This window comes from Catellatospora bangladeshensis, assembly GCF_016862575.1.
In the GTDB taxonomy this organism is placed as follows: domain Bacteria; phylum Actinomycetota; class Actinomycetes; order Mycobacteriales; family Micromonosporaceae; genus Catellatospora; species Catellatospora bangladeshensis.
The window spans coordinates 166508-189131 of sequence record NZ_BONF01000012.1 but is presented as its reverse complement, the minus strand read 5'-3'; the positions used below and the strand labels follow the sequence as shown (position 1 = coordinate 189131).

At 71.1% G+C, this 22624-nt stretch carries 16 protein-coding genes, 1 tRNA gene and 1 pseudogene; 11 read left to right on the top strand and 7 right to left on the bottom strand.

What is annotated here, in order from left to right; translation table 11 throughout:
- The first annotated feature begins 436 nt into the window (after nt 1–436).
- Entirely contained in the window at nt 437–2908 is a 2472-nt protein-coding gene (locus Cba03nite_RS13375) for a transglycosylase domain-containing protein (RefSeq protein WP_203745748.1), read from the top strand.
- Nucleotides 2909–2975: 67 nt separating this feature from the next.
- Here the strand turns inward: Cba03nite_RS13375 and Cba03nite_RS13370 are convergent, their stop codons facing one another.
- Nucleotides 2976–3431, bottom strand: coding sequence for a GatB/YqeY domain-containing protein (locus tag Cba03nite_RS13370; RefSeq protein WP_203745656.1), 456 nt, complete (start codon nt 3429–3431; stop codon nt 2976–2978).
- A 69-nt stretch (nt 3432–3500) separates the two neighbouring features.
- Here Cba03nite_RS13370 and Cba03nite_RS13365 point away from each other — a divergent pair, with 69 nt between their 5' ends.
- The 4 genes from Cba03nite_RS13365 (at nt 3501) to Cba03nite_RS13350 (ending at nt 7597) form a co-directional block, all read left to right on the top strand.
- Nucleotides 3501–4376, top strand: coding sequence for a metallophosphoesterase (locus Cba03nite_RS13365; RefSeq protein WP_203745654.1), 876 nt, complete (start codon nt 3501–3503; stop codon nt 4374–4376).
- Between the two features lie 58 nt (nt 4377–4434).
- Nucleotides 4435–4508: transfer RNA gene (locus tag Cba03nite_RS13360), tRNA-Pro, on the top strand.
- Between the two features lie 204 nt (nt 4509–4712).
- Nucleotides 4713–5867 (top strand): COG1361 family protein, encoded by a 1155-nt coding sequence (locus Cba03nite_RS13355; protein WP_203745653.1) that lies wholly within the window; start codon nt 4713–4715, stop codon nt 5865–5867.
- 251 nt (nt 5868–6118) lie between these two features.
- Nucleotides 6119–7597, top strand: a complete 1479-nt coding sequence (locus Cba03nite_RS13350; protein WP_203745652.1) for a diguanylate cyclase — start codon at nt 6119–6121, stop codon at nt 7595–7597.
- Nucleotides 7598–7986: 389 nt separating this feature from the next.
- On the opposite strand, the gene Cba03nite_RS13345 is transcribed toward Cba03nite_RS13350, so the two are convergent.
- Nucleotides 7987–9054, bottom strand: a complete 1068-nt coding sequence (locus Cba03nite_RS13345; RefSeq protein ID WP_203745651.1) for an aspartate-semialdehyde dehydrogenase — start codon at nt 9052–9054, stop codon at nt 7987–7989.
- A gap of 2 nt (nt 9055–9056) precedes the next feature.
- On the bottom strand, nt 9057–10322 hold the full coding sequence (locus Cba03nite_RS13340) for an aspartate kinase (protein WP_203745650.1): 1266 nt from the start codon (nt 10320–10322) through the stop codon (nt 9057–9059).
- Nucleotides 10323–10620: 298 nt separating this feature from the next.
- Here Cba03nite_RS13340 and Cba03nite_RS13335 point away from each other — a divergent pair, with 298 nt between their 5' ends.
- Together Cba03nite_RS13335 and leuA are read left to right on the top strand one after the other, a co-directional pair.
- Entirely contained in the window at nt 10621–11400 is a 780-nt protein-coding gene (locus tag Cba03nite_RS13335) for a hypothetical protein (RefSeq protein ID WP_203745649.1), read from the top strand.
- A 462-nt stretch (nt 11401–11862) separates the two neighbouring features.
- Nucleotides 11863–13575: a 2-isopropylmalate synthase gene (gene leuA / locus Cba03nite_RS13330; RefSeq protein ID WP_373315747.1), complete on the top strand. Its 1713-nt coding sequence runs from the start codon at nt 11863–11865 to the stop codon at nt 13573–13575.
- A gap of 9 nt (nt 13576–13584) precedes the next feature.
- Here leuA and Cba03nite_RS13325 read toward each other — a convergent pair whose 3' ends face one another.
- Entirely contained in the window at nt 13585–15057 is a 1473-nt protein-coding gene (locus Cba03nite_RS13325; RefSeq protein WP_346111255.1) for an MFS transporter, read from the bottom strand.
- An 84-nt stretch (nt 15058–15141) separates the two neighbouring features.
- On the opposite strand from Cba03nite_RS13325, the gene Cba03nite_RS13320 reads away from it, so the two are divergent.
- Entirely contained in the window at nt 15142–15813 is a 672-nt protein-coding gene (locus tag Cba03nite_RS13320) for an HNH endonuclease family protein (RefSeq protein WP_239125694.1), read from the top strand.
- A gap of 8 nt (nt 15814–15821) precedes the next feature.
- A pseudogene (locus Cba03nite_RS13315) lies at nt 15822–16061 on the top strand (hypothetical protein); the annotation flags it as partial.
- Nucleotides 16062–16069: 8 nt separating this feature from the next.
- Here Cba03nite_RS13315 and Cba03nite_RS13310 read toward each other — a convergent pair.
- From Cba03nite_RS13310 to Cba03nite_RS13300, 3 genes are all read right to left on the bottom strand, one after another.
- Nucleotides 16070–17161 (bottom strand): hypothetical protein, encoded by a 1092-nt coding sequence (locus Cba03nite_RS13310; RefSeq protein WP_203745644.1) that lies wholly within the window; start codon nt 17159–17161, stop codon nt 16070–16072.
- A 149-nt stretch (nt 17162–17310) separates the two neighbouring features.
- Nucleotides 17311–19359 carry an MSCRAMM family protein gene (locus Cba03nite_RS13305; protein WP_203745643.1) on the bottom strand — a complete coding sequence of 683 codons (2049 nt, stop codon included), beginning with the start codon at nt 19357–19359 and terminating at the stop codon, nt 17311–17313.
- 128 nt (nt 19360–19487) lie between these two features.
- Complete coding sequence (locus Cba03nite_RS13300; protein WP_203745642.1) at nt 19488–21152, bottom strand: ABC transporter substrate-binding protein; 1665 nt, start codon at nt 21150–21152, stop codon at nt 19488–19490.
- 280 nt (nt 21153–21432) lie between these two features.
- Between Cba03nite_RS13300 and Cba03nite_RS13295 the strand changes: the two genes are divergently transcribed.
- Together Cba03nite_RS13295 and Cba03nite_RS13290 are read left to right on the top strand one after the other, a co-directional pair.
- Nucleotides 21433–22080 (top strand): DUF433 domain-containing protein, encoded by a 648-nt coding sequence (locus Cba03nite_RS13295; RefSeq protein WP_203745641.1) that lies wholly within the window; start codon nt 21433–21435, stop codon nt 22078–22080.
- The gene (locus Cba03nite_RS13290) at nt 22077–22610 is read left to right on the top strand and encodes a DUF5615 family PIN-like protein (RefSeq protein WP_203745640.1); all 534 of its coding nucleotides are present in this window, start codon (nt 22077–22079) and stop codon (nt 22608–22610) included. Before Cba03nite_RS13295 ends, Cba03nite_RS13290 begins: the two co-directional genes overlap by 4 nt.
- Nucleotides 22611–22624 lie beyond the last annotated feature (14 nt).

Genomic DNA, 22624 nt, shown 5'->3' with positions numbered 1-22624 from the left:
CGATGGTTCCCCCGAACCGACGCGAACGGTGTGCGTTACTCGCCCGCCCATCATGCTCCGTAGTCAGACGGTTACGCAACGTTGTGAGCCAAAATGGCGGAAAAAGGTCGTTAACTGCGCTGAGCCATACCTGAGCTGCGAGTACGCGCCGGAGGAAGCGATCACGCGGGAGGGCCGCGGACGGGGGTCCGCGACCCTCGACGGAGCGTCGCAATGCGAGTAACGGGACGGCCGTGGCGTCCGGGGGGACAACTCACAGCCGGGCAACGCAACCACACGCCAGGGGTCGTGCGTCTTGGACAACGAACGTTCGCCGGGGACGGTTGCGGGCATGGGAGAGGTCTTCCCCCGCAGCCCCGAACCAGGCGGCTCACACCCGGCACGGTGGGGTCCGCGAGGACGAAACCTGCTCACGTAACCTGAGGCGGTGAATCTGATGCGCAAGCGCGACCACAACCTCCTGGCCAACGCCGCATCGCTCCTGATTTGCGGCTTGCTCGCCGGAGTGGTGGTCGCCGCGGCCGCCTTCCCCGCGGTGGCGATGTCCGGACTGGCCGCGAAGGCCGCGGGCGACGCGTTCGGCAAGCTCCCCGACGAGCTGACCGTCAAGCGCTCCCCCCAGATCAGCTACCTGTACGCGGCCGACGGCAAGACGCCGCTGGCCACCATGTACGACGAGAACCGGCGCGAGCTGCCGTTCGAGGAGATCCCGGAGGTCGTGCGCAAGGCCGTGCTGGCCGCCGAGGACCAGAAGTTCTACGAGCACAACGGCGTCGACGCGCTGGGCATCGCCCGCGCCTTCGTCGCGAACAAGCAGGCGGGCACCGTCCAGCAGGGCGCCTCGACGCTGACCATGCAGTTCGTGCGTCTGTCGATCTCGTACTCGGCGGACACGGCGCAGGAGGTCGTGGACGCCACCGAGGACACCACCAAGCGCAAGGTCCGCGAGATGCGCTACGCGATGGCCATCGAGCAGCGGATGACCAAGGACGAGATCCTCGCCGGGTACATCAACACCGCATACTTCGGTAACCGGGCATACGGCATCTACGCCGCGTCCAAGGTGTACTTCGACAAGGAGCCGAAGGCGCTGACCGCCGCCGAGGCCGCGTTCCTCGCCGCGCTGGTGAAGTTCCCCGGCGACTACAACGCCTCCACCGGCACGGGCAAGGACATCGCCATCAACCGGCGCGACTACGTGCTGCAGGAGATGGTGGGCACCGGCGCGCTGACCCAGGCCGAGGCCGACCAGAGCAAGAAGGAAGAGCTCAAGGTCGTCGGCAAGGTCACCCCGAACGGCTGCGTGCAGACCGGCAACCCCAGCTGGGGCTTCTTCTGCGACTACTTCCAGCGCTGGTGGAACAAGCAGGAGGTGTTCGGCGCGACCGCGTACGACCGTGAGCGTGCCCTGAAGTCGGGCGGCTTCCGCATCGTCACCACGCTCGACCCGGCCGTCCAGCTCGCGATGAAGAAGAACGTGGACAAGCGCCGCAAGACCACCGACGCCGAGGCGCTCATGCTGGCCGCCGTCGAGCCGGGCACCGGCTACGTGCGAGGTCTGGCCGTCAACCGGGTCTTCTCCATCGACGACTCGAAGAACCTGCTCTCCTCCGACCCGGCCAAGAAGCGCAAGGGCATCAAGGGCAGCCGGCCGAACACCACGAACCCGCTGCTCACCGGCGGTGACGGGTTCACCGGCTACCAGGCGGGCTCGGCCTTCAAGATCTTCTCGATCGTCGCCGCCCTGGAGAAGGGCTACCCGCTGGCCACCACGATCGACGCCAAGGACAAGTTCGTCACGAACTTCCCGATCAGCGGCAAGGACGCGAACTGCGGCGGCTACTACTGTGCCAAGAACGCCAGCGGCAAGGGCTACGGCCCGCTGAACATGTGGGAGGCGTTCGGCAAGTCGATCAACACCTACTTCGTGCCGCTGGCGATCATGGCCGGCGTGCAGAACACGGTGAACGCGGCCAAGAAGATGGGCATCACGTTCCACGACGAGCCCGGCACGAACCAGGACGACTTCTACTACTCCAACCACGCCGAGCAGTGGGGCGCGTTCGTCCTCGGCGTCTCGGCGACCACGCCGCTGGAGCTGGCCAACGCGTACGCGACGCTGGTCGCCGACGGCAAGTACTGCGAGCCGACGCCGGTCGTGTCGATCCACGACAGCAAGGGCAACAAGCTGGCCGTCGGCGACACCCGGTGCAACCAGGTGATCAAGACGGACGTCGCGCGGGCGGCCACCGACGCCGCCCGCTGCCCCGGTGGCGACCGCTCGGCGTACAACAACTGCAACGGGACCACCAACCAGGCCTCCCGCGGCATCGTCGGCAAGCCGATCATGGGCAAGACCGGCACCACCGACGACTCGAAGTCGGCGACGCTGACCCTGTCCACCCGCCAGCTGACCATCTCGGGCTTCCTCACCGACCCCGACTACGCGCACAACGGCGGCATGTCCCACGACATCGTCAACCCGGCCGTCCAGTACGCGCTGCGCGACGCGATGAAGGGCAAGCCGACGATGCAGTTCGCCAAGCCGTCGAAGAAGATCGCGGCGGGCGAGCAGGTGTCGATCCCGAACGTGGAGTGCAAGCCCGTGGCGGAGGCCAAGAGCATCCTCAAGAACCGGGGCTTCGAGGTCAGCGTCGCACCCGAAGAGGTCGCCTCCAAGTGCCCGAAGGGCACCGTCGCGGGCACCACGCCCTCGGGCAAGACCATCAAGGGCGGCGTGGTCGTGATCCAGGTCAGCAACGGCGCGGGAACGCCCGGCAACCCGCCGGGCCCCGGCACCGGCGGCGGACCCGGCAACGGGGGCAACGGCGGTAACGGCAACCGGGGCTTCCTCGACTGGCTGTTGCCCGCGGTGTTCATCACGGGCCGCGAGACCATCGGCGGCTGACCGCACAGACACCGGAGGCCCCGTTCACCTGGGTGAACGGGGCCTCCGCCGTATCCGGGGCCGGAACTCAGCCGGCCAGCTGGCGGCGTACCTCCGCGGAGACCTTGCCGCCCTCGGCCCGGCCGGCCACCGCCGCCTGGACCGCCTTCATCGCCGGGCCCATCGAGCCCATGCCGCTGAAGCCGCCCGCGGCCAGCGCCTCGGTGACGATCGTCACCAGCTCCTCGTCGGTGAGCTGCTTGGGCAGGTAACGGGCGAGCACCTCCTCCTCGGCGCGCTCCTTGGCGGCCTGCTCCGTGCGCCCCGCGTCGGCGAACGCGACCTCGGCCTCGCGGCGCTTCTTCGCCTCCTTGGCGATCACCGCCAGCACCTCGTCGTCGCTCAGCTCCCGCTTGGCCTTGCCGGAGACCTCCACCACCCCGACGGCCGCCAGGGCCATCCGCAGCGTGCTGGTCACGACCTCGTCGCGCGACTTCATCGCCGCGCGCATGTCCTCGGTCAGGCGCTCCTTCAGGGTGCCCATACCCACCTCACTGTGTGCTCCGCACAACCACATCGTGTGCTTGCCTTCGAGGAAACTACTCTTAGCCGCATGGGTCCGCTCGGGAAAATCGCGTTGGCCACGATCGCGGTGGGCGCCGGCACGCTGGCGTACGGCACGCTCGTGGAACGCAACATGTTCACGCTCCGCCGGTACGACGTGCCGCTGCTGGCCCCCGAGGCCGAGCCGCTGCGCGTGCTGCACCTGTCCGACCTGCACCTGACCCCGAACCAGCGGCGCAAGCAGCGCTGGGTGCGGGAGCTGGCCGGCCTCGACCCGGACCTGGTCGTGGTCACCGGCGACAACATGGCCCACCCGGACGCGGTGCCCGGCGTGCTCGCCGCGTACGAGCCGCTGCTGGAGCTGCCCGGCGCCTTCGTCTTCGGCTCCAACGACTACACCGGCCCCGTGCTGAAGAGCCCGTTCAGCTACTTCCGCGACGACCGGGAGTACCAGCACGGTGTCGACCTGCCCTTCGAGGACCTGCGCGCGGCCTTCCTCGCCGCGGGCTGGGCCGACCTCAACAACAGCCGCGCCACGCTCAAGGCCGGCGGCCGCGTGATCGACCTGGCCGGCGTCGACGACCCGCACATCGGCCTCGACGTGTACCCGGCCGGCCCCGCCGACCGGACCGCCGCCGTGCGCATCGCGCTCAGCCACGCCCCCGAGCCGCGGGTGCTCGACGCGTTCGCCGCCGACGGGTTCGAGCTGCTGCTGGCCGGGCACACGCACGGCGGGCAGGTGCGCGTGCCGGGCGTCGGCGCGCTGGTCACCAACTGCGGCCTGGACCGGAAGCTGGCCCGCGGGCTGCACCGCTGGGGCCGGGCCTGGCTGCACGTGTCGGCCGGGCTGGGCACCCACCCGACCGCCCCGGTGCGCTTCGCCTGCCGGCCCGAGGCGAGCCTGCTGACACTCATCCCACGCTGAGGGGGATACCCGTTTTGGCGGAGCGACCCGGGTCAGCTACTATTTCGAGGCACCGCTTCGGGGTATAGCGCAGCTTGGTAGCGCGCTTCGTTCGGGACGAAGAGGCCGTCGGTTCAAATCCGGCTACCCCGACCGAGGAAGGCCCAGATCAGAGAAATCTGATCTGGGCCTTCGGTGTATCCAGGTCCGGATCACCCGGCCGCAGGTGACGGGCGCGGATCAGGGATCGGGCCCGCGTCCCGACTTGATCTAGCCTGGACCGTTCGACGGATGCCCGAACCGAGCCGCGACCGATAGGTTCCCGATCGCACTGTCCGTCCCCTCGGAGGGTTCGTGATGCGATCCGGACGCCGGCTGCTGGCCCGAACAGCGACCACGGTGCTGCTGCTGCTCGGCGGAGCCGGGATGCCGGCCGCCCCCGTTTCGGCGGATCCGGGGGGTGTGGACCTCACCGTCGACCTGACCGGCGCGACGATCGCGCTCGGGTCCACGAGCAAGGTTCTCCACCTCAAAGTCACCAACAAGGGAGACCAGACCCCGACCCGGGTCGTCGTCCGGGTGGACGCCTCGGAGCTGGCCGTGTTCGGGCAGAAGCTGACCCTCTGGCCCGGCGGCGGCATCGGCGAATGCGACGGCGACGTCGTCGGGTGGTACTGCGAGCTGCGACCGGACCGGTTCCCGGGGCCGGGCGAGACGGTGGACCTTCCCGTCGACGCGACGGTGCAGACCGATACGCCCGTCAAGGGCCGGATCAAGGTCACGGTCGACGCCGAACCCGCGGACGCGTATCCCGCGGACGACAGCCGATGGTTTCCGATCGAGGTGCTGGACCGCCCCGAGGCCGACCTGGCCGTGGTGGCGCCGGACGTGACGCAGTCGGTGCGTATCGGTGCGGGCGGGAGCCCCGAACCCAGCGGAACGTTGAGCCCCGGCGAGACCGGCGCGGTGCGGTACACCATCGCCAATCAGGGCCTGGCGACCGCCGGTGGGGTCAGGGTCGAGCTGCGCCTGCCACCGGGGGTGACCTTCGCCGAGCCGGCGGGCGGATGCGTGCTCGGCGACGACCGCCGCTCGGCGGTCTGCACCTACGACGAGCTCGCCCTCATCCCTGCGGGGCAGGACACCGACCCGGGCGACGGCCTGCACTCCGCCGTCGAGCTGTACCACCTGGTGACGGTCTCGGCCGCGCTGGATGCCCCGGCCACCCTGCGGGATGGGACGGTACGGGTCGAGAGCCTGGGCCAGCAGCTTCCGGCCGCAACCGATCTGGCCCGGCGCGGGCTGCCCGCCAACGCCGTCGCCGTACGCGTGGCGGACGTGGACGACAGCGACAACCAGGACGGGTTCGCCGTCATGCTGACCGCCGACGGCGGTGGCCTGCCGATCACCGGGCCACAGGCCTGGCTGACCGCCGGAGTCGGCTTGCTCCTGCTGCTCGGCGGCGCTGTGCTGCTGAGCATCACCCGGCGGCGGGCCCTTCCGGCATCCTGAGCCGCAGCGCCCTCAGCCTTTGCGCGGGCCGCAGTCCGCTGTGACTTAGTTCACCCCGTCACTCGTACCGGTGCGGCCGGGTAGGCCGAAATGTTTCGTATGGTCCGCCCGCCGACCGACGGGATCCACTCATCCGATGGCCACGCTGGGCGAACGATTTTCATAATGGCCGCTGAACGTGCCTACGGTGAGTAAGCTTGGCGCCCGTAAGCCCCCACGCCCACCCCTGAGCAAAGAGCGAAATCTGCCCCGTGCCCCTTCCTCGCATCGTTGATGATGTAACCGCAGCACTGCGAACCTCCCGCAGCGCGGTCGAAGCGTGCCACGCCACGGTCTCCGTGCTCAGCCGGCACACGCCCGCTCTGATCGAGGCGCTGCTGCACGTGAAGGACCAGCTCCGGTGCGTCTCCGCGAGCGGCGCGTGGCAGGTGTTCTCCGCGGTCCCGCTCGGGCACGGCGTCGTCGGCCGGGTGTACGCCAGCGGCAAGGCCGTCACCATCCCGGACGTCGCCAACGACCCGGACTACATCCGGCTCGGGCCCCCCATCACCGCCGAGATCTGCGCGCCGATCATCGACCGCACCGGGCACCCGGTAGGGGTGATCAACGCCGAGTGGGCCGAGCAGCAGCCGCTCGACGGCTGGGAGGAGACCCTCGTCGAGGCCGGGCGGCTGCTCGGCGCGCGGCTCAGCGAGCTGGGCGGGCCACCGGCGGAGACCCGCAGCGAGCAGCTGCTGCGTCATGCACTGGCGCTGACCAGTGCGGAGACCGACGCCGAGGTGCTGGTCCGGGCCTGCCGCGCGGCCCGTGAGGTGACCGGCCTGGCCGCGGCCGTGCTGCTGCGTCCCGCACCGGACCTGCTGCCCGAGGACGAGGAGCTCCGCGTCGTCATCGCGGCCAGCTCACCGGAGCCCCGGGACCGGCCGCTGGTCGCGCGGCTGGCGCAGATCGAGCCCGACCGGCTCGCCGCGCTGCTCGACGAGGCGTGCCGTTACGGTGCGTCGTACACGCTGGGCGATCCGGCGGTGCTGGACGCGCGGGGGTTCGAGGCGCTGACCGCGGCAGGCGTACGCACGATGATCGCCGTCCCGCTCGGGGCGGGCACCGCGACGGTCTCCTCGTCGGTCGGGGCGCTGGTCGTGCTCGACGAGACCGCGATCGTGCCGGACAGCGCGCTGGTGAACCTGCTCGAACTGCTCGCCGCGCAGGCCAGCACCTGCCTGGAGAAGCTGACCACGCTGCGCCGGCTGCACCTGCAGGCCAACTCCGACCCGCTGACGGGGCTGCGCCACGGCGGCCCGTTCGGCGACCGGCTGGCCGCCGCCACGCCGGGCCGGACGGCGCTGCTCGCGATCGACATCGACCAGTTCAAGACGGTGAACGACACGCTGGGCCACGCCGCGGGCGACCGGGTGCTGGTACAGATGTCGGGGGCGCTCCAGCAGGCGCTGCGGCTCGGCGACGAGCTGTTCCGGGTGGGCGGCGACGAGTTCGTGGCCGTGGTCGACGTGCCGAGCGAGGCCGAGGCGGTGCGGGTCGCCGAGCGCCTGGTCGCGGCGGCGCGGGCGACCGGCCGCACGATCAGCGTGGGCGTGGCCGTCCAGGGCGAGGAGGAGTCCCCCGAGGCCGCCCTCTACCGCGCCGACCAGGCCCTCTACGCGGTGAAACGGGCGGGCCGCAACGGCGTCCGCCTCGCCCCCGACCCTGCCCCACCGCCCGCCCCGGCCTGACCAGCCACCCTCACCACGCGGAACGCCCCGCGACCCCGAACGCCGGACTCGCGACCTCAGCTCGCGGCTCGCGGCTCGCGGCTCGCGGCTCGCGGCTCGCGGCTGAAGATCGCTAGTTCGTGTCCAAACCTGCGCTCAGAGCACACTTTTCGACACGAAATCGCGATCATCACCCACTCCCGGCCGTGCTCCCACCTCGGGCGGCCCACCATGATCGGCGTCTCGTGTCCAAACCCTGCGCCTGAGCGCACCTTCCGACACGAGACACCGATCTTCAACCGCCCCGCCTCGCCCCGCCCAGGCGGCCGCCCGTCCAGCCGAGCTGGGGACGTTAAGAAGGGCACCTTCCTCTACGCATAGCGTTAAGAAGGTGCCCTTCCTTGGGGTTGTCAGCGGGAGAGTTCGACCGCGAGGAGTTCGGCGATCTGGGCGGTGTTGAGGGCGGCGCCCTTGCGGAGGTTGTCGCCGGTGACGAAGAAGTCGAGAGCGCGGGGGTCGTCGACGGCGCGGCGGATGCGGCCGACCCAGGACGGGTCGGTGCCGACGGCGTCGATCGGCATCGGGAACTCGCCCGCGCCGGGGTCGTCGACCACGATCACGCCGGGCGCGCCCTGGAGCACCTCGCGGGCGCCCATGGCGTCGACCTCGGAGCCGAAGACGGCGTGCACGGCGACCGAGTGGCCGGTGACCACGGGCACGCGTACGCAGGTCGCGCTGACCTTCAGGTCGGGCAGGCCCAGGATCTTGCGGGACTCGTTGCGCATCTTCAGCTCTTCGCTGGACCAGCCGCCGTCCCGGAGCGAGCCGGCGAACGGGACCACGTTCAGCGCGACGGGTGCGGCGAACGGGCCGAGGTCGTCGCCGACCGCGTGCCGGATGTTGCCGGGGCGGGTGCCGAGCACCCGGTCGCCGGCCACCTTGGCGATCTGGTCGTGCAGCGTGTCCACGCCGACCTGCCCGGCGCCGGAGACCGCCTGGTAGGAGGCGAGCACCAGCTCCTTGAGGCCGTACGCGTTGTGCAGCGGGGCGATCGCCACGATCATCGCCAGGGTGGTGCAGTTGGCGTTGGCGATGATGCCCTTGGGCCGGTTGCGCACCTGGGCGGGGTTGATCTCGGGGACGACCAGGGGGACGTCGGGGTCCATCCGGAACGCGCCGGAGTTGTCGACGGCGATCGCGCCGCGAGAGACCGCGACCGGCGCCCAGTAGGCGGAGACCTCGTCGGGCACGTCGAACATGGCGACGTCGACGCCGTCGAACGCCTCCTCGGTGAGCGCGACGACCTCGACCTCCTCGCCGCGTACGAGCAGGCGGCGGCCGGCCGAGCGTGGGGACGCGATGAGCCGGATGTCGCCCCACACGTTGCGGCGGTGGCTGAGGATGTCGAGCATCACCGTGCCGACCGCGCCGGTGGCGCCGACGACGGCGAGGGTGGGCAGCTTGCCGTGATGACCCATCGCTATCGGCCGGTCCCGCCGTACACCACGGCCGCCTCGTCGCCGCCCAGCTCGAAGGCGTCGTGCACGGCGCGCACCGCGTTGTCGAGCTCGGTGTCGCGGCATACCACCGAGATCCGGATCTCCGAGGTGGAGATGATCTCGATGTTGACGCCCGCGCGAGCCAGGGCCTCGCAGAAGGTGGCGGTGACGCCGGGGTTGGACCGCATACCCGCACCGACGAGCGAGATCTTGCCGATGTGGTCGTCGTAGAGCAGGCCCTTGAAGCCGACCCGCTCCTGGATCTTCTGCAGCGCGGTCATGCCGGTGGGGCCGTCGACCTTGGGCAGCGTGAAGGAGATGTCGGTACGGCCGGAGGCCTCGGTGGAGACGTTCTGCACGATCATGTCGATGTTGATCTCGGCGTCGGCGAGCGCGCGGAAGATCGAGGCGGCCTCGCCCGGCTCGTCCGGCACCGAGACGATCGTGATCTTGGCTTCGCTGCGGTCGTGCGCGACGCCGGTGATGAGTGCTTGCTCCACGGGAAGGTCCTCCATTGATCCAGTCACCAGGGTGCCGGTCTTGTTCGAGTACGACGAGCGGACGTGGATCGGCAGCCCGAACCGGCGGGCGTACTCCACGCTGCGCAGATGCAGGATCTTGGCCCCGGACGCGGCCAGTTCGAGCATCTCCTCGTACGTGATCTGCTCAACCTGCCGGGCGTTCGGGACGATCCGCGGGTCGGCGCTGAACACGCCGTCGACATCGGTGTAGATCTCGCAGACGTCGGCCTTGAGCGCCGCGGCCAGCGCCACGGCGGTGGTGTCCGAGCCGCCGCGGCCCAGCGTGGTGATGTCCTTGGTGTCCTGGGCGACGCCCTGGAAGCCGGCCACGATCACGATCGCGCCCTCGTCGAGCGCGCCGCGCAGGCGACCGGGGGTGACGTCGATGATGCGCGCCCGGCCGTGCACCGAGGTGGTGATGACACCGGCCTGCGAGCCGGTGTACGAGCGCGCCTCGTAGCCGAGGTTGTGGATGGCCATCGCCAGCAGCGCCATCGAGATGCGCTCGCCCGCGGTGAGCAGCATGTCGAACTCGCGCCCCGGCGGGAGCGGGCTGACCTGGTGGGCCAGGTCGATCAGCTCGTCCGTGGTGTCGCCCATCGCCGAGACGACCACGCAGACGTCGTTGCCGGCCTTGCGCGTCGCGACGATGCGTTCGGCGACCCGCTTGATCCGCTCGGCGTTGGCGACCGATGAGCCGCCGTACTTCTGCACCACGAGTGCCACGGTTGCCGGCTCCTCTCAACCTCAGGTACTTAAGGACGGAGTCAGCTTAGCGGCGGGCCGGGCAGCCGATCGCGGGTCGATCCCAGCACTCGGGCGCCGGGCCCGGGGATTTCCGAGATCCTTTGCCGAACGCCTTCCGCTGCCGCGCAGACACCCGCGCGCCGCCCATCACCGCCGTAGGAATTTCATGTGTGTGACACGCGCCACACTCTGTGAGTTGGCTGCGTATCCTGCGATCTTGCGTAACCCTGGGGCGCGTCGGGACGGGGAACGGCGTGGCGCGGTGAAGAATGGGCGCGTGCGCCGGGCCGTCCTCACCGTCTCCTCCCTGATCGCCGCCTGCTGGGCGCTGTCCGCCTGCGGCGACGCGGCTCCGGAGGCGGCGCCGACGTCCGCCCCGCCGGTCAGCGCCGCGGCCGCCGAGCCGGCCGAGCCACGGGCGCAGCTCGCCGCGCGCGCCGCGGCCGCGAAGGACCTGCGGCAGGTGGCGCTGTACACGTTCAAGAGCCCGAAGCGGCCCGACCGCCGGGTGACCGTCACCCGCGCGCTCGACGGGACCTGGCGCGTCGACGTGCCCGGCGGCGCGCACAGCGGCGCGGTCGACATCGCGCTGGTCTTCACCGGGGGCGCGCTGCACCAGTGCGCCCTGGCCGCGGGCAACCACCCGTACTCGGGCTGCGTGAAGGTGCCCGGCGCGCTGCCCGGCAAGGCCGACGTGAAGGTGCAGCACCTGATCACCGACTGGCAGAACATGCTCACCGACCGGCGGCTGGCGCTGGCCGTGGCCGACGCGGCGCCGCTGCCCGGGGCGCGCGGGAAGTGCTACGCGGTGGAGTCCTCGGCGGCCAGCCTCAAACTGCCGCTCGACGCGGGCATCTACTGCTACGAGGCCGACGGCACGCTGACCGCGGCCAAGGTCGCCTTCGGCACGCTGCTGCTGGAGGGCACGCCGGGCCTCGCCCCGCCGAGCGTCTCGCTGCCCGGCCCGGTGGTCCCCGGCCAGCCGCTCCCGCTGACCGCCCCGCCGTCGCCGAAGCCCTCGGCCAGCGCATCCGCCTCCCCGTCAGCCAAGCCCTGATCCGCCCGGCCCGCCCGCCCGCCTGTCCGTCCGTCCGTCCGTCCGCCAAGATCGTCCAACTTGCCAGGCACCCGGGCGTATCTTGACCCGCCATTCGCCCATCTGCCTGGCAAGTTCGACGATCATGAAGGGCGCAGGCCGCGGGCCGCAGCCGCAGGCTGTCGGCGGCCACGGGGCGGGACACGTTGTCCCACGAAGCGGACATTCGCTCCCATGTGCGGCCGGCGGGCGTACAGTTGCCGACATCATGTGGTGCGCGAGCCTGCTTCTTCGCCGCCGCGACGAGGTCTGACCGACCGGCACCTCGTCGCGGAGTAGCGACGTGTGCTCGCCCGCTGGTCCCTTTCCGCGTTCTGGTTGCCGCCTGACAGTTGCGGCAGCAACGAATCTCGATGACGGCCGATGTCGCCTTGGGCACATTCCGCCGCCGGACCACGCGCGAACCGCATGATCTCAAGGAGCATGGAACCCATGTCTGCTGCTGCTCAGCGCCCCAGCAAGATGCCGTACACGCGCTACCGCAGGTACCACGAACAGTTCCAGGTCGACGTATCCGATCGCACCTGGCCCTCCCGCCGCGTCGAGGCCGCCCCGCAATGGTGCGCGGTGGACCTGCGCGACGGTAACCAGGCCCTGATCGACCCCATGTCGCCCGACCGCAAGCGCCGCATGTTCGAGCTGCTGGTACGCATGGGCTACAAGGAGATCGAGGTCGGCTTCCCCGCCGCGAGCGAGACCGACTTCAGCTTCGTCCGGCAGCTCATCGAGGAGCAGCTGATCCCGGACGACGTGACCATCCAGGTGCTGGTCCAGTGCCGCGAGCACCTGATCGAGCGCACCTTCGAGAGCCTGCGCGGCGCGAAGCGGGCGATCGTGCACTTCTACAACTCGACCTCGACGCTGCAGCGCGAGGTGGTGTTCGGCCTGGACAAGGACGGCATCACCGCGATCGCGACCGACGGCGCGCGGCTGTGCCAGAAGTACGCCGAGATGATCACCCCGGACACCGAGATCCGGTACGAGTACTCCCCCGAGTCGTACACCGGCACCGAGCTGGAGTACGCGCTGGAGGTGTGCTCGGCCGTGATCGACGTGATCGACCCGACGCCCGAGCGCCCGCTGATCATCAACCTGCCGGCCACGGTCGAGATGGCCACCCCGAACGTGTACGCCGACTCGATCGAGTGGATGCACCGCCGCCTGCCCCGGCGCAACTCGATCATCCTGAGCCTGCACCCGCACAACGACCGCGGCACCGGCGTGGCCGCCGCCGAGCTGGGCCTGCTGGCCGGGGCGGACCGGATCGAGGGCTGCCTGTTCGGCAACGGCGAGCGCACCGGCAACGTGGACCTGGTCACCCTCGGCCTGAACCTGTTCAGCCAGGGCATCGACCCGCAGGTGGACTTCTCCGCCATCGACGAGATCAAGCGCGCCGTGGAGTACTGCAACCAGCTGCCGGTGCACGAGCGCCACCCGTACGCGGGCGACCTGGTCTACACCGCGTTCTCCGGCTCGCACCAGGACGCGATCAAGAAGGGCCTGGAGGCGCACGCCCGCAAGGCGGACAAGGCCGGCGTCCCGGTCGACGCGTTCGAGTGGGGCGTGCCGTACCTGCCGATCGACCCGAAGGACCTGGGCCGCTCGTACGAGGCCGTGATCCGGGTCAACTCGCAGTCCGGCAAGGGCGGCGTCGCGTACATCATGAAGTCCGAGCACCAGCTGGACCTGCCGCGGCGGCTGCAGATCGAGTTCTCGGGCGTCGTGCAGCGCCGCACCGACGACGCGGGCGGCGAGGTCACCCCGGCCGAGATGTACGCGATCTTCGCCGACGAGTACCTGTCCGACCGCCGCCTGGCGGTGCGCTCGTACTCGGTGGCCACGATCGACGGCAAGGTGGAGTTCGCGGCGGAGGCCGACCTCGACGGCGGCGCCTGTCGCCTGACCGGGGTGGGCAACGGCCCGATCGACGCGTTCGTGCGCGCCCTGGCCGACCAGAACGTGAGCGTACGCGTGCTGGACTACGCGGAGCACGCGCTGACCTCCGGCGGCGACGCGCAGGCCGCCGCGTACGTCGAGTGCGAGGTGAACGGCGAGATCCGCTGGGGTGTCGGCGTCGACGCGAACATCGTGACCGCCTCGCTGAAGGCCGTCGCCAGCGCCGTCAACCGGCAGTAACCAGCACGCTCAGGGGCACCGGCCGCGCTGCAGCACGCGCGGCAGGTGCCCCTGCTGCTGCACGGGCTCCTTCTCCCGCCGCCCCAGCCGCACCCCGCCGCACGAGAAGACCGCCAGCACCGCCGCCACCACCAGCACCGCGGCACACCACATCGCGGCGGCCTGGAACGCGGCGGTCAGCGGGCCCGGCGACGCGTACTCGTCCCCGGACAGCCCGACGACCAGCGGCAGCGCGGCCACCGCGAGCAGCGAGCCGGCCCGCGCCGCGGTGTTGTTGACCCCGCTGGCCACCCCCGCGAACCGCACCTCCACCGCGGCCAGCACCGTCGCGGTCAGCGGCGCCACGAACACGGTCAGCCCCAGCCCGAACAGCAGCACCCCGGGCAGCAGCCCGGTCAGGTAGTCGCTGCCGGGACCGGCCCCGCGCATCAGCAGCACCCCGCCTGCGCAGCACAGCGGCCCGAAGGTGAGCTGCGGCCGGGGGCCGAACTTCATGGCGAGCTTGCCGGACAGCTCCGACCCGGCCAGCATCAGCAGCGTCATCGGCAGCGTGGCCAGCCCCGCGAGCAGGGCCGAGTAGCCCAGCACCTCCTGCAGGAAGATGACCAGCAGGAAGAAGAAGCCGCCGAACGCGCCGTAGGCCAGCACGGTGTAGAGGTTCAGCACCGAGAAGACGCGCGAGTGAAACAGATGCAGCGGCATCATCGCGGCAGGCCCGCGCACCCGCTCCACCAGGAGGAAGCCCACCGCGGCAGCCGCCCCGAGCAGCAGCGCGCCGAGCACCGGCACCGAGCCCAGGCCGTGGTCCGGCCAGGCGATCAGCCCGTAGGTGACCCCGGCCAGCGCCGCCGCGCCGAGCAGCGCCCCGGCCACGTCGAACCGGCGGCCCGCCGCGGCGTCGCGGCTCTCCGGCACGTACACGGCGCTCAGCCAGACGATCAGCGCCGCCAGCGGCACGTTGATCAGGAAGATCCAGCGCCAGGACACCTGGTCGATGAGGAGCCCGCCGACGAACGGCCCGAGCGCCGTGGTGGTGCCCGCCAGCCCGGACCAGGCGCCGATGGCCGGGGCCCGATCCTCCTCGCGGAACGACGACTGCAGCAGCGCCAGCGAACCCGGGGTGAGCAGCGCCCCGCCCACCCCCTGCACCACCCGGGCCGCGATCAGCGTCTCCACGTTCGGGGCCAGCCCGCACACCAGGGAGGCCAGGGTGAACCAGACGACCCCGATGACGAACACCCGCCGCCGGCCGAAGTGGTCCCCCAGCGCCCCGCCGAGCAGCACGAACGCGGCCAGGGTGAGGGTGTATCCGTTGATCACCCACTGCAGCTGGGCCAGGCTCGCGTCCAGCTCCCGGCCGAGGGTGGGCAGCGCGACGTTGACCACGGTCGAGTCGAGGAAGACCATGCCGGACGCCAGCACCGCGGCGGCCAGCGTGCCCCGGCCCGCGGCGCTGCGCATACGCAGCCCGGCTCCGTCCACCCCGTCCATTGTCGTCGGATCTCCGACGCGGCGCCGCGGAACTCGACAGTGAGGGATGGTGAGCACTGCTCGTAAGGTGAGCACGTGCGAACCCCCAACACCCCCAGACGTACGAGGATCATCCTGTTCCTGGTGGCGGCCGCCGTGGCCGCCGCGTGTGGCGCGGACCCCGCCGCGCCCGGCGACTCGGGCGCCAAGCCCGGCGGCGTGTCGGTCGACCCGAACGCCGGCACCAATGCCCTGGCCTCCCTCAAGGGCCTGACCGTGGCCGACTCCCGGCCGATGACCGGATACAGCCGCGAGAAGTTCCCGCACTGGAACAAGGCCGGCTCCAACTGCGACGTCCGCGACACCGTGCTCGCCCGCGACGGCAAGAACGTCAAGCTGGACGGCTGCAACGTCACCGGCGGCTCCTGGTCCAGCGTCTACGACGGCCAGCAGACCACCGACCCGCTGAAGGTCGACATCGACCACATGGTGCCGCTGGCCAACGCGTGGCGGTCCGGCGCGGACAAGTGGGACAACGAGAAGCGCTCGGCCTTCGCCAACGACCTGGAGCGGCCGCAGCTGTTCGCGGTCTCGGCGAGCAGCAACCGGTCCAAGGGCGACCAGGACCCGTCGCAGTGGAAACCGCCGAGTCGTGACTATTGGTGCACTTATGCGCAACACTGGATCACGGTGAAGAGCTACTGGAAGCTCACCATCACCGAGGCCGAGAAGGGCGCGCTCACCGACATGCTGGGGACCTGTGTATGAGTGACCTGACCACGAACATCGTCGCGGGGCCTGGCGGAGTCATGACCGACGAGGTGGGCGTGGTCACCGGTGAGCTGACGCTCGCCACGGAGCTGGGCGGTGACGGCACCGCCCGGCTCCGGGTGCAGTACCTGGGCGCCGAGGAGTGGTACACGGTGACCGGCGCGACCGTGCCGGTCACCTCCCCCGACCAGGCCGCGTCACTTCACCGCCTGGCCGTCGGGCTGCTGCACCGCCCCGAGGGCTGACCCGGCGGTCAGGACTGGTCGGCCGCGCGCTTGCGCAGCCCCAGGGCCACGCTCGCCCCGACGATGAACAGCCCCAGCAGCGAGTACGCCAGGATGCCGGTGACCTCGTCGAAGAAGTCGTACGGCGGCTCCGCGTCCGCTTCATGCGCCACCGGGACCGGCGCGTGGTCCGGCTCGGTCAGGTTCACCGCGCCGAAGCCGCCGCCCACCGCCTCCGGAGCGGGCTCCGCCGTCACGGCACGCGCGCTCGGCGCGGCGAAGACGTCGGAGTGGGTGCCCGGCACGTTCCTGGTGCAGCGCCCGGTGTCGTACACGCAGACGGGGTAGACGGCCAGGTTGTCGGTGACGATCCGGTCGTAGGCGCCCTCGACCGTCATCGCGACGTGCGGCTCGGCCGGGTGGTCGCCGGCCAGGCGCATGGTGAACCCGAGCCGCCGCGACGCGCCGGACGGCAGCTCGACCAGGCACGCGTCCCCGTCGTCGTCGGGGCAGTCGGTCCAGCTCACGTCGTCGAACCCGGTCGCGGCGGGGTCGGCCACCCGCAGCCGCGCGGGCACCGGCCCCGAGTTGCGGTACACCACGCCGAGCGCGGCGGTGTCGCCCGTGTGCAGGTACACCTCGGACTGCTCGGCGACAGCCGACACGTCGGTGAACGGCGGCGACCCCACGGCGACCGGGAAGGTGCCGGTGGCGGCCGCGACCCCGGCCGCCGAAGCGCTCACCGCGACGCCGCCCGCGGCCCCGTCGGGCGCGTTCTTCCGGGCAAGCAGGTCGAGCCGGATGGAGATCGCGTCGCCGGGCGACAGCCGGTCCACCTTGCACACGGCCGTGGTCCTGGTGTGGTCACACCAGTCGGCGGAGGCCAGCTCGACGCGGCCGGCCGCGGCCCCGGTGAGCCGCAGCCGCAGCATCACCCGGCTCAGGTCGTGCCCGGTGGTGTTCTCCAGCCGCACCACACCGTCCTCGCCGCCCAGCTCGGTGGCGGTGACCGCGGCGGGCAGCCCGAGCGCCAGCCCCGCCGGAGCGGCCGCGGCCGCGGGCAGTGGCACGCTCAGCCCCAGCACGGTGGTGGACAATACGGCGATCCACGGATGACTCACGACTTCCTCCTGCGGGGCAGCACGACGCAGGAGGGAGGCTACGCGTATGACCCCAATTGCCGCTTATCCGACACGCGCTAGCGACCCGGCGTGGTCCGGACGTGCGAGGGGCCGGGTACGGCACGCGTACCCGGCCCCTCGCGGACCGATCAGGCGAGCGTCAGCTCGAACGACGAGTCCTTGTGCCGGTGAATCTTGAACTCGGATGCGGACGCGAAGTCCTCGCCGCCGACGAACTGCCGGCCGGTCCCGCCACCCGCGTAGTACTCGAACCGGATGCGCTGGCCGCCGATGAGCTGCTCGGTGACCCCGGCGTTCGGCCCGACGATCGACCACGTGCCGACGATGTCACCGGTGTCGGCGTGACGGGCCACCACATAGCCGCTGAATCCGGCGGTGGTGCTCGTCACCGTCACCGTGACACCGGCTTCGAGCCGGTAGTCGTAGGTGGTGGTGCCGCCGGCGACCACCTTGACGCGGTCGGCCCGGTCGCGGTCGGCCTCGCCCCCGCTCCACTGCGTGGCCTGGCCGTACACCTCGTACAGCAGCGGCCACTCGTACGGCCCCAGCTTGTCGATGCGGTAACGGCCGTCGATGCCGATCGGGAAGGCGCCGAAGCCGCCGCCCAGGCCCACCGGCTCACCCGCGACGCGCACGGCGCCCCGGCCCAGCGCGACCCCGTCCGGCCCGAAGGCCTGACCGGTGATGACACCGGCGCGGTCCATCTTGATCACCGGTGGGGTGACCACGTCACCCGACTCGACCACGAACCGCTGAGCACGCCGCAGGTCACCGGTGCCACCGGCCGACCCGACCCACTGCGCGCCGTAGCCGTCGGCCTCCCGGGGCCACGCCAGCAGCTGGTAGGTGCCCGCGCCCAGCCAGAACATCTCGGTCAGCCTGCCGTTCGCGTCCGTGACCTCGCCGCAGCCTTCCGGCATCCGGACCTCCTGCACGCGGACCGGGACGATGCACACGCCCGGCAGCGGCTCACCCGTCGCCGCGTCCACCACCGTGGCCGTGAACCGGGCCCTCGGCTCCATGACCAGCCGGACCTCGGCCTGCTCGCCCGCGACGACGGTCACCGACGCGCCGTCGAAGGAGTAGCCGCCGGCCAGGGCCCAGATCTCGTGGGTGCCGACCGGGATGGCGGGGTAGACGACCTCACCGTTCTCCGTGTCGCGCGCGTCGAGGTCGATGCCGGAGGTGAAGTTCTGGATCGCCGCGCCGGTGCGGGCATCCACCGCGGTGAGCCGGACACTGCCGGTGGGCAGCCGCTGGTCGTCCACCGTGACGGTCTGGCCTTCGGCCACCGCGAACCGGGCGGCCGCCGCCGGGTTCACCGTGCCGTAGGCGTACTGGTGGACGGACTGCCCGACGTTGGCGAACTCCACCGTGTAGCCCGAACCGACCGGGACCTGGTCGAACCGGTAGCGGCCGTCCTCGTCGGTCTGCGCCGTGCCGAAGTAGTCGCCGTTGGTCACGTTGACGTCCACCCACGGCACCGCGGCGCCGGACGCGTCCGTGAAGCGGCCGGTCATGCTGCCCGTGGCGATCAGCGTGTCGTTGACGGTGACCGTGCCGCCCGCGGTGACGGTGAAGACCGCCGCCGCGTCGCGGTCCAGCGTGCCGTTCGCGTACTGGCTGAACTGGCCGAGGTCGAAGCGCACCCGGTAGCTGCCCGGTGCGGTCTGGACGGTGAACTCGCCGTTCCAGTCCGTGCTGGTGTAGCCGTAGCTGGAGTAGTCGACGGCCTCCACGCTGACCGGCGCCCACGGCACCCCGGCGCCCGCCCGGTCGACCAGCCGGCCGGTGATGGTGCCCACGGGCAGCACCTCGTCGTTGACGACGGTCGTCCCGCCCGCCGTCACGGTGATGAGGTTCGCCGACGGCCAGTCGGTCTTGCCGTAGGCGTACTGGGCCGGGCGGTTCTCCGGCCGGAAGTTCACCCGGTAGGTGCCCGGGGGCACCGCCTCGAAGGTGTAGTTGCCCACGGAGTCGAGCCAGGTGGTGTCCTGGTAGGACACGCTGTCGCCGTAGATGGAGACCGAACCGCCGGCGACCCCCGCCTCGCCGTCGGTCAGCCGGCCGGTGACCGTGCCCGTGTCTGCCGCCTGGGCCGGCGTGGCCAGCCCAGAGACCGCCAGGCTGGCGCCCAGCAGCAACGCGCCGAATCGGCGCAGGATGGATCTGCTCATGATTCCTCGCTGGATGAGGGGATGCGAACGTGAAGGTTCGAAGACCTTCGACCGCAGACAGTAGCCAGCCGATCCGACAGTCGCTGTCCCTTTAATACCGGCGCAGGTCAGGGTGCCGGGCCACGTCCTCAGGTGAAGATCGCCGCGGCGAAGTCCTCGTCGGTGAGCGGGCTGGGCACCACGCCGATCAGGTTCTTGTCGAAGACCAGCACGTCCGGGCCGTGCACCAGCGGCAGCGCCGGCAGCAACTCCAGCAGCCGGGCGTTCAGGCGCTGATACTGCGGCACCCGCGCGTCCGGCTCGCCCGTCTTCTCCACCTGCTTGAACTGCTCGAACAGCCCGGTGTCGGTGAAGCCGAACTCGTCCTGGCGCTGCGCGAACAGCGGCCCGAGGAAGTCGTAGGCCTCGCCGTAGTTGCCGACGGCGCCGAACAGGTGCAGATCATGGGCCTTGCCTCGGGTCACCGCGTGCAGGTATTCCGGGGTCCACGGCAGCTCCGTACCGGTCACCTCGATGCCGACCGCGCGCAGGTCCCCGGCGATCAGCTCGAAGATCTGCTTCGGCGACGGCATGTACGCCCGGGTCACCCCCTGCGGGTAGTGGAACCGCAGCCGCAGCCCGCTCGCCAGGCCCGCGGCGGCGAGCAGCTCCCTGGCCTTGGCCGGGTCGTAGGCGTAGGCCGCGACGTCCGGGTTCCAGCCCGGCAGCGTGTCCGGATGGAAGTTCAGCGCCGGCTTCGCGCCCGCCGGGAACGCCTCGGACACCAGCCGCTGCCGGTTCACCGCGTACGCGATCGCCTGGCGCACCTCCGGCTTGGCCAGCGCCGGGTTGCCGCTCTGGTTGATGCCCAGGTAGAGCGTGTTGAACGCGGGCCGGGGAAGCACGTGGTAGCCGAGCCCGGCCAGCTCCTGCTGATCGGCCGGCGCCACCAGGTCGTAGCCGTCGATCTTGCCGTCGAGCAGCGCCTGCTTGCGCACCGCCGCCTCCACGACCTGGAAGTGCAGCTCCTTCACCTTGGCCTTGGCACCGTGGTAACCCTCGTACGCCTCCAGCTTCACCAGCCGCGCCTTGCGGTCCCAGGACACGAACCGGTAGGGGCCGGTGCCGACCGGGTTGCTCCCGTACGCCGGGTAACCCTCGCCGGTGAGCTTGTCGGCCGCGTACTTCCGCAGCGCCGCCGGGCTGGAGATCGCGAACGACGGCAGCGCGAACGCGGCCGGGAAGCGGCTGCTCGGCCGGGTCAGCGCGATCTCGGCCGTGCCCGCATCACGAGCGGTGCACGACTTGAACAGGCTGGCGGGCAGGCGGCTGGACCGGTTCTTCGCGAACCCCCCGAACACCGTCTGCCAGTACGCGGAGAGGTCGCCGGCCTGGAGTGCGCCGTCGAAGCGATACCACCGCCCGAAGTTGGCGCAGACCGCGGCGGCGTCGAAGGCCGTGCCGTCGTGGAAGGTGACGCCCTGCTTGAGGCGGAACGTCCAGACCGTGCCGGTCGCGTCGACACGGAACTCCTCGGCCAGGCCGGGACCGGTGCGGGCGCCGCCGGGCTCAGCGCGCACCAGGGTCTCCAGCACCTGCCGGGTGATGCGCAGCGACTCCGCGTCGGCGGCCAGGGCGGGGTCCAGCACGCGCGGCTCGCCCATGCCGAAGACCAGCCTGTCCTCGGTGCTCACGGCGGGCGGGCTGGGCACCGCCGAGGGCTGCGCGGGGCCCGCCCCGTCGTCGGTGCAGGCCGCCGTGGCCAGCAGGATCGCCGCCACCGCCAAACCGGTCCGGAGCCGACGCGTACCCACCGAGGCCACCCCTGTCCTGGTCGAGTGACAACCCGACGACACCGGGTCACCGCCTGCGCCGACCCTAACGGCTGTCGATGCGGCGAGGCATCGACCAACCGATGTTGATACCGAACTGGTATGGGCACAGTGGACCAGGTCAGACCCGATGCCGAGGCGACGTTGGAAAACTTCCCCGAGTGACTTGTTAAGGGCATCGGCTGTCGCGCGGCGGACAGTTTTCGGCACGTTCCCGGCGTTAGCGTCGTAGATGCCGAACGGAGTGCGAGGAGGTGAGCAGATGTCCTACGAGCCCAAGCTGGCGGCGGCGCTTTCCGGTGCCACGCTGGCGCAGCTGGCCCACTGGCGTAAGGCGAAGGACGACGACGCGGGTGCGATCCTCGTGCCCGAGCTGTCGGACCGGCGTCCCATCCTCTACTCGTTCCGCGATCTGATCGCCCTGCGCATGTGCGTCGCGCTCCGCGCCGAGTCGTCGCTCCAGCGCATCCGTCGAGCGCTCCGGACCCTGCGGTTCGACCTCGGCGAGCACGCGCACCTGTCCGCCTACCGCCTGGTCACGGAGGCGGGCACGATCCTGCTGCTCAACGAGGATGACGCGATCGACCTCGTGAAGAACCGGGCGGGTGCCGTGCTCCGTTTCGCCGACGAGCCGCTGCGGCCGTATTACTACGACGGCCGCTCCGTGCCCGACCTGTTCAGGCCGCGTCCACATCTCCGTGTCGACGCCGGGGTGCGCGGCGGAGAGCCCGTCGTCGCCGGCACCCGCGTGCCTTCGCTCCAGGTCGCGACGCTGGTCCGTGACGGCGTCCCGCCCGGCGAGATCAGCGCCTTCTACCCGGGCGTCACCGCCGAGGCCGCCCGCGACGCCGTGGACTTCGCCGACTACACCGACAGTTACGACGTCCACGCCTGGCGGGTGGCGGCGTGAAGGTGCTCCTCGACGAGAACGTCGCCCGTCCGCTGTCCGACGTGCTGAAGTCCTTCCTTGAGCGCAAGGGTCACCGAATCGACCATGTGCACGACCTCGACTGGTCGGGCACCAAGGACGTCGAGCTGTACCAGCGGGCCACGGCCGAGGGTTACCACGTCATCCTGACCAGTGACGAGAAGCAGCTGAAGCGTGCGCCCGAGGTGGCGGTCATCGCCGCCTCCGGCATCCACCGGATCCAGTACTCCCATCCGTCCCGCGGCGGGCTCGTCGGAATCGGCGTCGCGATCGGCACGGTGACCGCGGGGCTGGCCGTGGCTCTGGACGAACTCGCCGAAGCACCATCTCAGCTGCTCATCAAGCTGCGCGGCATCGACCCGTCGCGGAGCAGCCGCATCCTGGTCACGGACCCGGCACAGGATCCGCCGCCGCACTGGCCGGCGCGAGCCGTCGCTGCCGTGCCGGCGCAGGCCGGCGAACCCGCCCCGGAAGTCGTCGAGATCTCGCACCACGTGCCCCACCAGGCTTGATCCTCCCCAGCTAC